Annotated in this window: 8 protein-coding genes; 2 read left to right on the top strand and 6 right to left on the bottom strand. The window is 60.7% G+C overall.

Features of this window, described 5'->3' with window-relative positions:
• The 5 genes from VGY55_12910 to VGY55_12890 form a co-directional block, all read right to left on the bottom strand.
• Window positions 1-699 (bottom strand): hypothetical protein (locus VGY55_12910; protein HEV2970864.1); only part of this gene is annotated, 699 nt, incomplete at its 3' end.
• 16 nt (window positions 700-715) lie between these two features.
• Window positions 716-1,330 (bottom strand): CDP-diacylglycerol--glycerol-3-phosphate 3-phosphatidyltransferase, encoded by a 615-nt coding sequence (pgsA, locus tag VGY55_12905; protein HEV2970863.1) that lies wholly within the window; start codon window positions 1,328-1,330, stop codon window positions 716-718.
• A 7-nt stretch (window positions 1,331-1,337) separates the two neighbouring features.
• On the bottom strand, window positions 1,338-2,732 hold the full coding sequence (gene rimO, locus VGY55_12900) for a 30S ribosomal protein S12 methylthiotransferase RimO (GenBank protein HEV2970862.1): 1,395 nt from the start codon (window positions 2,730-2,732) through the stop codon (window positions 1,338-1,340).
• A 125-nt stretch (window positions 2,733-2,857) separates the two neighbouring features.
• A complete protein-coding gene (locus tag VGY55_12895; protein ID HEV2970861.1) occupies window positions 2,858-3,697 on the bottom strand; it encodes a TIGR00730 family Rossman fold protein in 840 nt (279 codons plus the stop codon).
• A 144-nt stretch (window positions 3,698-3,841) separates the two neighbouring features.
• Window positions 3,842-5,236, bottom strand: a complete 1,395-nt coding sequence (locus tag VGY55_12890) for an MBL fold metallo-hydrolase (protein ID HEV2970860.1) — start codon at window positions 5,234-5,236, stop codon at window positions 3,842-3,844.
• Window positions 5,237-5,455: 219 nt separating this feature from the next.
• Here VGY55_12890 and VGY55_12885 point away from each other — a divergent pair, with 219 nt between their 5' ends.
• Both VGY55_12885 and VGY55_12880 read left to right on the top strand, forming a co-directional pair.
• Window positions 5,456-6,337 carry a rhomboid family intramembrane serine protease gene (locus VGY55_12885; protein ID HEV2970859.1) on the top strand — a complete coding sequence of 294 codons (882 nt, stop codon included), beginning with the start codon at window positions 5,456-5,458 and terminating at the stop codon, window positions 6,335-6,337.
• Between the two features lie 102 nt (window positions 6,338-6,439).
• Entirely contained in the window at window positions 6,440-6,655 is a 216-nt protein-coding gene (locus VGY55_12880; GenBank protein ID HEV2970858.1) for a hypothetical protein, read from the top strand.
• 7 nt (window positions 6,656-6,662) lie between these two features.
• On the opposite strand, the gene VGY55_12875 is transcribed toward VGY55_12880, so the two are convergent.
• Window positions 6,663-10,559 (bottom strand): HEAT repeat domain-containing protein, encoded by a 3,897-nt coding sequence (locus tag VGY55_12875; protein ID HEV2970857.1) that lies wholly within the window; start codon window positions 10,557-10,559, stop codon window positions 6,663-6,665.
• Between the last annotated feature and the right edge of the window lie 348 nt (window positions 10,560-10,907).

Raw genomic sequence — 10,907 nt, 5'->3', positions numbered from 1 at the left:
GACCGCTTCAAAACAGCCCTGCACTAGCACGCGGAAAAAGAATTCCTCTGCCAGGGGCGCGACCAGCACAGCAACCGCGCCCGCCAAAGCAAGCATTAAGCCATCGGGCCGATTCCCGACGGCCTTGATCAGAGGATGATTGTAGGGTTGGACCTCGGTCGTAAGGAACTCTTGAAGCAGCGACACCGGCAGAAAGGTTGCCAGAAACGTCGCCCCGCCTAGGAGCAGATCCGAGCCGATTCGCGACAAATCGAATCCCATATCTAGCGGCGTCGCGCGAACCCGAAATATGACCCATCCAGCCGCGATGCCGATCGACAGCAACTCAACGATCAGGCTCAAAACCAGATCCCGAGGTCCAAGCACCCTGTCGGCTGCATCGTGGTTCTCTTTCAGGGCGTTCGCGGCAGGAGCCGGACGCGTCGCGTCAGCCGGCGCGGACACGTCCGCCGGTGGCTGGTCTCCCTGCAATCGCACGGATGCCTGTTGACCCAATACCGCGACCAAGAGCCAAGCCAACAAGATGAACGCTAAGTCAACGCCTTTCCAAGGGACCGCACGTCGCGGTTCATGAGCGACGACCGGCACTCCGCGCCGCAATCGTTGAACAATGATCCCCCAAACGCACAGCGAACTGGCGAATAGGACAAGTTCAGCGATGAGCAACGGGGACGACAACCGCAGATTGTCCGCTGGCATGGCCGACGCGCTCCACCTATTGCCGGAGCAGCTTGATGGCCGCAAAGACGTAGGCCACCCCGGAGATGACCGTCAGCGCGACCGCGGACCATATCGAGATCACGAGCGTCGTTTGGAGCCATTCGGGGCGGACGAGTGTGCCGTATGAAAGTGCATATAAACTCACGGCCGCCGCCAGGCATTGCAGCACCATCTTGAGCTTGCCCGAAAGCGTGGCGCTGAAATCGGCCCCCTGCTGCTCGAGAAAGCTGCGCAGCGCCGTCACCAGCAACTCGCGTCCCACCACGACGACGGCCATCGCCGGCGTCAAGCCGGACCCGAGAAGCGGCCCAACAGAAGGAATCGCCGCCAGAAAGATGAACGTGCCGCAGATGATGATCTTATCGACGAATGGATCGAGAATCCGCCCCAGCGTCGTCACTTGGTTGTATCGGCGGGCGTAAAAACCGTCGATCCAGTCGGTGCCGGCCGCCACGATGAAGACCCACATCCCCGCCAGATAGTGCTCGTAAGCGATCAGTGCGAACAACACGATCGCCAGCACCAGCCGAATGCTGGTGAGCTGATTCGGGACGTTGAACACCGTCCGCCGATCGTAGTTCAATTTCGTTGTTTGCGTGCTGACCGACATCGTCGTTCTACCACGGATCTCCGACTGCCACCGCGACCAGGTCGTAGTCGCTGGTGGCCACAATCTCACACGGAACGATTTGGCCAGCGCTGAGTTTTCGCCCGGTGACGAACACCGCTCCGTCGATATCCGGAGCATCGGCGTAAGCCCGGCCAATCCAGGCATCCAGTTCGTCTGGCACTCGTCGATCGAGCAAAACATCCCACCGCTTGCCGATCTGCTCCTGATTCCAGGCGAACGCGATCTCCTGCTGTACCTCCATCAACTGTTCACGGCGCGACGCTTTCACTTCCTCGGGCAAATGATCCGGCAGCCGAGCGGCGGGTGTGTCGGACTCGAGCGAATAGGTGAACACTCCGACGCGCTCGAATCTCTGCTGACGGACGAACTCCAACAACTCGCTGAATTGTTCGTCGGTCTCGCCCGGAAATCCAGTGATAAAGGTCGTGCGGAGCACCAAATCGGGAATTCGCCCGCGGAGCTTGCCGAGCAGCTCCTCAGTTTGCGCCCGCGTCACGCGGCGCTGCATCCGGCGAAGCATGGTGTCGTTGATATGCTGGAGCGGGATGTCGAGATAGGGCAGGATCTTATCGCTCGTGGCGAGCGTATCGATCAGCTCGTCGCCGAAGTACATCGGGTAGAGGTAAAGCAGCCGAATCCAATCCAGCCCCTCGATTTGGTTCAATTCGTGGAGCAACTCCGGCAGCCGCGGCCGGCCATAAAGGTCCATCCCGTAATAAGTGGTGTCTTGAGCGACGATGTTCAGTTCGCGAACTCCGTCGGCGACTAATTCGCGGGCTTCCGCCAACACCTCTTCAATCGGTTTGGTGGCATGTTTGCCTCGCATCTTGGGAATCGCGCAAAACGTGCAGAGCCGATCGCACCCTTCGGAGACTTTCAAGAACGCGAAATGCCGCGGCGTGATTCGCAGCCGCGAGCGATCGGAAAGCGGCCGCGATGGAGCCGGATGAAACACAGTCCGCTGCTCCACAAGCCGCCCCAATAGGCGATCGGCCACTTTGGTAACTTCCTCGCGGCCGAACACTCCAACCAAATGATCGATCTCGGGGCACGACACCAATAGCGCTTCCTTCTCGCGCTCGGCCAGGCAGCCGGAGACGATCACGCCGCGCGTGCCGCCCTTCCGCTTCAGTTCGAGCATCTCGTGGATCGTGCCCAGCGATTCCTGCCTGGCTCGTTCGATGAACCCGCATGTGTTCACAATCACGAAATCCGCTCCGGCCGGCTCATGCACCAGCCGATAGCCGTCTAACTGCAATAGTCCGAGCATCCGTTCGCTGTCGATCAGGTTCTTCGGACAGCCGAGGCTGACGAAGGCGTAGGTGCCCTTGGAGGCATCAACCGATCGCGGGGCGGATGGTCGCGGTTTATCTAGAATCACGGAGCTTCCTAAGATTGTGACATGTTCTGGTCTAATGATAACCCAATAGGACGACCGTGACGAGTGGAGCGAGTGGACGAGCAGGTATTAGTCGGCAGAACACATTTTGCGTGCCGACGCCCGCCCTAACTCTCCCCATGAAAGCGCAGGATGGTCTCCCACGCTTCCTGTGGCGTCTCAGCGAAGCTGAAGAGATCGAGATCGGCGTCATGGATGACCCCTTCATCAGCCAAGAATTGGAAATCGACGGCCTGCTCCCAATACGCGCGACGATAGAGCACGATCGGAATCTTCTGCATTCGGCCGGTCTGGCGGAGCGTCAGAGCGTCGAACAGCTCGTCGAGCGTTCCGAATCCGCCGGGAAAGACCACCAGTGCCTTCGCCCGCAGCAGAAAGTGCATCTTCCGCAGGGCAAAATAGTGAAACTGAAAGCACAGATCCGGAGTGATATAGGGATTTGGCACTTGCTCGGACGGAAGCTGAATGTTCAGGCCGACGGATTTCGCGCCAGTGTCGTGCGCGCCGCGATTGGCGGCTTCCATGATCCCCGGGCCGCCGCCGGTGACGACGACGTAGTCGCACGCGCCGCCGATCTGGCATGTAAAGGAAACGATCCGCCCGAACTCGCGGGCGGCATCGTAATGCTCGCTCTTGGCCAATAACCGCTCGCAACGGCGGACGTCGCGGGCCAGCGTCGCGCTTTGAGGATCGGCCTGCAATGCTTGCCGCGCGCGATCCAGACGATCGACCGCCCGCGCGCGCTCAATGATCTGCGTGCTGCCGAAGACGACGATCGTCGACCGCACCTGCTGCTCTTCGAGCATCGTCTCCGGCTTGAGCAATTCAAGCTGCAGCCGCACCGGGCGCAGTTCCGGGCGGCGGAGAAAATCGGTGTCCTGCTCCGCCAGCCGATAGCTGGGCGAGTGTAAGATCGCCTCCAGGTTTTTCAGTTCGTCAGCATTCATTGGAGAAAGGTCAACAAGCCGTAGTCCGTAGGGTGCGTCAAGCGGTCCTCCGCGCGGACGCACCGGAACCTGCCGCGGCAACCGCACATTGCTACACGGTGCGTCAGCGCTTCGCTCGACGCACCCTACATGTTTCGACCTCCGTTATTGGTTGTTGGCCAATTCGACGGTTTGCCCGAGATGCGGCACGAGCGTGTTCCAACTGCGGGTCTTGGTGATTTGCGCGGCCAGGGCCTCGGCGCTCGGCTTTTCGCCGTGCGTGAGGAATGTTTGCCGTGGAGTGGCAAGCGGCGTAAGCCAGCGGAGCAGTTCGCTCCGGTCGGCGTGGCCGCTCAATGCCGGGATCTGCGCGACCTCGGCCCGCACCGGCACTTGTCGGCCGTAAACTTGCAACGACTTCGCGCCCTCCTCGAGCGCTCGGCCGCGAGTCCCTTCGGCCATGTAACCGCCGAGCATGATCGTGTTTCGTGGATCGCCGGCGCGCTGTTCGAGATGATGCAAAATCCGCCCGCCGGTCATCATCCCGGCCGAGGAAATAATCACCGCCGGCCCGTTGACCAGATTGATCTGTTTCGATTCGTCGACCGTCCGCGTCAGACGCACATTGCGGCCATACAAGGCGCACTCAACTCCAGTCAGATCGTCCATCGAAATCTCATGCTCGGCCGCGTACTTGCAATAAATCGTCGTGCTGTTCACGGCCATCGGGCTGTCGAGATAGATCGGAATCTCGGGAATCCGCTTCTGCTCGATCAACTCTCGCAATAGATAGATCAACTGTTGGGCCCGGCCGATGGCGAACGCGGCCACGAGCATCACGCCACCCCGAGCGATAGCGGTCTTCATGACATCGCACAATTGGTCGAGCGTATTGCCGGGCGGATGGTCGCGGTCGCCATAGGTGCTTTCGCAGATCAGATAATCGCAAGCGGGGGGCGACACCGGATCGTGATAAAGCGGCGCGTGATAGCGGCCCACGTCGCCGGAGAACAGAATCCGTAGCGGCTTAGGCCCGCTGCGAATCTCGACCTCGATCATCGAGGCTCCCAGGAGATGCCCGCTGTCGTGGTAGCGGGTCCAGATCGGCTCGGCGGGGGAAAACCAGGTTTCGCGCGCGGTCGGGCGAAGCAGCTTGATCGCCTGCGACACGTTGGCTGCGTTATACAGCGGCAGCGCCGGCTTGTGCTTCGAGAATCCCTGCTGGTTGGCATAATCGGCGTCTTCTTCCGAGTTTTTGGCGCAATCGTAAAGGACCAATTCAGCCAGCTCTGCAGTGGGCGGCGTGCAATAAACCGGTCCGCGATAGCCGTCGCGCACGAACCGAGGCAAATAGCCGACGTGATCGATATGGGCGTGCGTGAGCACGATCGCTTGGACGCTCGACGGCGCGAATGGCAGCGGCTCCCAATTCTTCAATCGCAGCGGCTTCAGGCCTTGAAACAGCCCGCAATCGATCAGCACCCGGCCCTGCTCGGCTTCGAGCAGATACTTGCTGCCGGTGACGGTTTCGGCGGCGCCGTGGAAGGTGATTCGGGTCATGCGAGCGCTTTCGGCGGGAGGACCGGTTCGAGTTGAAGTGCGTTTACTGTAAGCAGTTCCGCGTCCGTCGGCAACGGCGAGCCGGCGGTCGCCCGCCAGCCGTTTGTCATGCGATTGTCTCGACGGGCGTTTTGGCGGTAGGATTAGTGAGCATCGCTCGTTGAAACTATATCCTTCTTGCTTCGCCCCCTTCGATCTCCAAACTCTGACCACCGACGCATGGGCATCTACGATCGCGATTACTACCGCAACGAGCCGCGTCACTCCGGCATCGGCGATTGGTCGGCCGTGACGACGTTGATCGTGATCAACGCGGTTGTCTACGTGGCCGATATATTCACGCCGGACCATTGGCTCGCCAACCGTTTGGCTCTCTCGGCGGATTTGTTCCGACATCCTTTGCAGGCGTGGCAACTCGTAACATACGGCTTCGTGCATGACCCTTACGGACAGATGCACATCCTTATGAATATGTTTGGCCTGTGGATGTTCGGCCGAGACGTGGAGGGCATTTACGGCAAGAACGAGTTCTATCGCCTCTACTTGAGCCTAATCGTCCTGTCTGGGCTGGCATGGGTCGTTCTCAACATGCTGTTGCGCGATCATGCATCGGGCGTCTATGGCGCATCGGGCGCAGTCGTCGGGATCACGATGATCTATATCCTTCATTACCCGAACCGGATGCTTTTGCTCTTCCTTTTCATTCCAGCACCGGCCTGGGTGGCCGGCATCATATTCATCGCGATCGATGTCGCCGGGGCGACTGGGCGTTTCGAGCTAACGGGCGAACATGTGGCGAACACTGCCCATTTGGCGGGCGCCGCATTTGGCTACATCTATTGCCAAAGCCATTGGACCTTGTTTTCGCTCTGGCCGGGACGCTGGATTACTCAAACGTTCCGCCGCCCGAAATTCCGGGTTCATCGCGGCGATGATCGCGATGCCCGCGACGATCCGCAGTTGCAGCAACGGGTCGATCAGATCCTGAGCAAGATCACCCGCGAAGGCGAGTCCAGCCTCACCGCCGACGAACGCCGTACGCTAGAAGAAGCCAGCCGGAAATACCGGGGCCAGGGGCCAGGGGCCAAAGGCCAGGGGTAGCGGGGGCGTGCCACTCGAGCTGAAGCCACTTGGAATGCGGAAGGGCGCGTGAAATAATGTAAATTTGTCGTCCATTCGAGCAAATGACTTAGGAGATCAAACGTGGCATCAGCGTTGCCGTTCGCAGAGGTATTGGAAGCGGTGGATCATCTTTCCGCTGACGAGCAAGAGATGTTGATATTCGTCACTCGCCGCCGCTTGGCCGAGCAAGGGCGCAAGCGAGTCACGGCTGACGTGCAGGAAGCACGGGAAGATTTCGCGGCAGGTAGCTGCCGGCCAACTACGGCAGATGAAATCATGCGCGAGATCACCGCATGAGGTCGCCCTACTGCCTCCTGCCTCCTGCTTCCTGCCCGCTGCCTCCTCGCCCTTGGCTCACCTGCGGCTCCGGCGATTGATTGAGATACGTGAACAGATCAGCGATCTCTTCCAGTGAGAGCGGATTGAGCAGCCCCTCGGGCATCGCCGATTTCTTGATCGGAGTGATCGTGTCGATTTCGTCCTTCGGGATGCGGACCTTCGTGGCGTCGGATTGCAGCACGATGACGGAGCCATCGGCTTGCGGGGCGACGATGCCCCACTCCGTCCGGCCGTCCGTTCGCAGCACCGACTTGCTGGCGTATTGATCCGAGATCACCTGCGATGGATAGAGGATCGATTCGAGGATTTCTTTCTTTTGAAAGCGGCGGCTGACGGTCGTTAGGTCCGGTCCAACTCCCTCGCCGCGTTCGCCGAACCGATGGCACTTGATGCACTGGGCCTTGGTAAACACGGCGGCCCCGCGCTGTGCGCTTCCTTTGGCCGCCTCTTTCGAATTGAGGAAGCTAAACAGCTCGTCGTACGTCCAGCGATTGCTCGCGGAATCCTCGGGCAGCTTGGCCTCGGGCTGGTCGGGATAGGTCTCCGTAAACCATTTCTGCCATGCCGCCAGGGATGCGTCCCACTTCGCGTCGGGCTCGCCCATCTTCTTGCCGACCCATTTCTCCAACAGCGCAACGGCGAGCGGTCCGCCGTTCTCCTGCAATTTCAAGCCGCGCAGAATCACCTGGCGATACGGCTCCGGCGAGTCCGGCGCCTGATCCACCGTCGCCAACTTGACGAGCACCTGCTGCGCGAACGAGCCGTCCACGATCGGCAGCGATCGGATCAGGATCGGCCAATTCTCTCCCTCGGGATGCTCGGCCAAGGCCATGGCGATATAGCCGCGGCGATCCGGATCCTTTTCATAGGTATCGCGCAAATAAGCCATCGCCTGCGAATCGCCGCTATGCCCGAGCACGGCGACGATGCCGATCCCCAGCTTGCGCGCCGGTTCGCCGTCCATTCCGACAAGCTGCCGGTCGAGCGCTTGAAGCTGAGCCAAGGTCTCCGCCCCCGGATTGTCGGGCAGTTTTGCCAGCACGGAAAGCGCGGAACTCGGCCATTTCGTCCCCTCGGCCAGCACTTGCGCTCGCTCGTCTTCGTTCAAGCCGGCGAACAGATCGCGCGCGGCATTCTCGATATAGCCGCTGAAGCTATGGCCGCCGACGCCGTCGCGGGCCGATTCGTAGAACTTCAACAGCGCGAGCTTTTGTTTCGTCGTCCAATCGGGGATGAATCGGGCATAGAGGGCTAAGTGGAGCTTTTCCTCCAGCGGCGCGTCCGCTTGCAACTGTTGGATCATCCGCCGGGCCGCTCCGTTATCGTTCAGGTAGGCCAGCAGCCGGATCAATTCGCGGTTTTGGATGCGGTCGTTGGATGGATATTCCTTGGCCAGCTTCTTGCGCAGCTCGGGCACGTCGTCGCCGGCGACCTTGCCGCGCTCCAGCGCCAGCTCGGTTACGCGTAGCAAATCCAGGAAGTCGGGGTCGCTAAGATAGCCGGCCAATAGCGCATCGACCCGTGTGAGAATCGCTTCGGCAGCCTTCCGATCGGGATCGACAACCAGCAGCGCGAGCGCTCCTTGCAAGAATTGCCGCGGATTCTCGGCCTTGAGCGCCTGTTCCTGCCAACTCTCCTTAGGCACTTGCTCGAGCGCCCGAGTCGCCGCCCAGACGACGTAGCGATCATTTGATTTCAAGAGCGGCGCAAGCTGCTTCCAAGTCGCCTTGTGCCCGGCTCGGACGAGCGCCTCGCACGCCATTCGCTCGACGAGCGCATCGGCGTCGTGCAAGAGTTCGATCAAGCGGGTTTCGGTGCTTTCGTCGGAATGCAGCCCCATTAAATAAGCGATCTTAGCGCGGATTTGAACGTCGGTGTCGCGCGATAGCCGCATCAATTCGGCCTGCGACGGGAACGGCCCGACCAGTTGCATCAACTCCAGCGCTCGCAACCGCGATTCGACGGCTATCTTCGGATTCTCGGCGATCGCGGCGATCTGCTTGTCCCATTTGTCGCCGAGTTGCTGCTTGATCGTGGCGATCCGCTGGCGGGTCCAGGCGCTGTCGAGCTGCGGCTGACGAATCGCCCCCTCGACGCCGTCGCCGAATTTGGTCATTTCCGCCGGCACCGTGCCGTTCCAGACGACCCGGTAGACGCCACCCTCGGTGCCGCGGCCGCCGGTGCAGAAATAGAGCCAGCCGTCCGGTCCGACTGCCAATCCGGTGACATTGAGCGGCTTACCTTCGAGAAACACGCTCGTCGTGGCGGCGTAGCTCGCGCCAGCGGGCTTGAGCCGGACGTTGAGAATCCGCCCCTTCGCCCAATCGCCGATGAACAGCGAATCGTGAAACCGCCGCGGGAACATGACGTGATCGTAGGTGACCATCCCAGTCGGCGAGCCACGCCCCGTATCGAGAATCGAAGGCAGGCTATCGAAGAAATAGCTCGGCCAAACCGCCCAGCCGCTCCGCCAGCCATATTCGCCGCCGGGGACGACGTGTAGCACACGCGTCGGTCGATACCAGGGGAGACCGACGTCCCATTCCATGTCGGAATCGTCGGTGAAGAGTTCGCCGCCGCGATTGAAGGTGAATCCGTACGGATTACGGAAGCCCCCGGCGAAGATTTCGACCACACTGCCGGTGGTGTCGGTGCGGAGGATTCTCCCGCCAGGCGCCTTGACGCCGACGCCGTAGCCGTTCGGATCTTCGTAGCGCGGAGTGATCAGGTCCCCTTCGTAGTAATGATGGTGCGGGCTGTTCGCGTCTTCCGGCTTCACTGGCGTCGTGTGGTCACCGATCAACACGTAAATCAAACCGTCGGGACCAAGAATCGGCACGTGTGGGCCATGCTCGCTCATCTCGCCCGCGAACTTGATCAACAGCTCAACGTGTTTGCCGGGCGCCGGTTTTGAATCAGTTTGCTTGCCGTCCGTGAGTTTGTCGTCGGGCTCGGCTTTGGCATCGTCCGTCTTGTCGTCCGCGTCCGAAATTCGGTATAGCCCGGTCCCATCCGGCCCGGCGCCGACGACGAATACTTGCCCGTTGAGGGGCAGAATGCCTTGAATGTTCGTGACGCGATCGCAATAAATCGAGGCTTTGTTCGGCAGGCCGTCTTTCTTGGCGGCGCGGAGCAAGAGCAACGGGCCACCTTCGCGAGAGGCGAGGATTTCGCCGAACTCGTTAAACGCCATTGTCAGCAGCGAGCCAGTCTCCTGCGGATCGGCAACCGGCTCGACGCGAAATTCCTTCGAGATGTTGAATCGCCCCGAAACGCTGCCGCCCGCCATCTGCACTTCATCGAGCCACGGCTTCGCGACGCCAAGTTGCCCGATCACATGGGCGGCGAGCCATTGCGAGTCGTTGAATCGCACCAGGGTCCATTGCTGGAATTCCTTCTGGCTCGATTTCCATTTGTCGTTGGTGAAATAGCCGACGTATGTGTCGCCGGCGCTTTTGACGAGCACTCGGGCGGCGAGTCCGGCCGAACCACTACCGCTCTTGGTGACCTTGATGCCCACGGCGTTGCGGCCGGTGACGAGATACTTCGTGATGTCGTGAATGTCCATCACGCGCCAGTTTTTCCCCTCGCCCGCCTTGTGGCCGTTCACATAGAGTTCATACGACTCGTCGGCGGCGACTTGCACCTCGCCGATCTCGGGCTGGGCCATGTCGAAGCTGCGGCGGAAATAGCATGTTCCGCCGGCCGGTTTCTGGCCTTCAACGGCCGGGGACCAAATCCATTGGGGCTCTTGGCCAGAGGCCGCTGAGAGTCCGAGAGGTCGCCGGGCGACCGATCCAAGGCCGAACAGTACCGCGGCAATCATCGCCGCCCGAGCCGCCGCGAAGCCGAATGCTCGCATGGATCCCTCCTGCGCGAGTGCGAGAAAGTAGAAGCGGCGTCTCGCCGCTGTCAAAAACGCGGCTAGACGCCGCGTTTACGGGTCAGCGCCGCCGCGCCCTCTTAACCGTCGTGGAAGAGTACAAACTCGCGGCAAGCCACGCAACAGAGGTTTGCGGACGAATTTGGCAATACGGCGCGGTTTGCAGGTTGATCATGGCGGACGCTGCTAGCGTCTTCCTTCCGACGCTAGCAGCGTCGGCCACGCTACCAATTCAATCGGCAACTCGTCGAGCCCAACCCTCGCGACTGCTGCTTGACGAGACCCAAAGCATTGCATAGCATCCAGTTGCCACACGCTTGCCTGTCG

The sequence above is a fragment of the Pirellulales bacterium genome (genome assembly GCA_035939775.1).
Classification (GTDB): domain Bacteria; phylum Planctomycetota; class Planctomycetia; order Pirellulales; family DATAWG01; genus DASZFO01.
The sequence above is the reverse complement of the archived record's forward strand: the minus strand, read 5'-3'. Positions and strand labels throughout refer to the sequence as shown.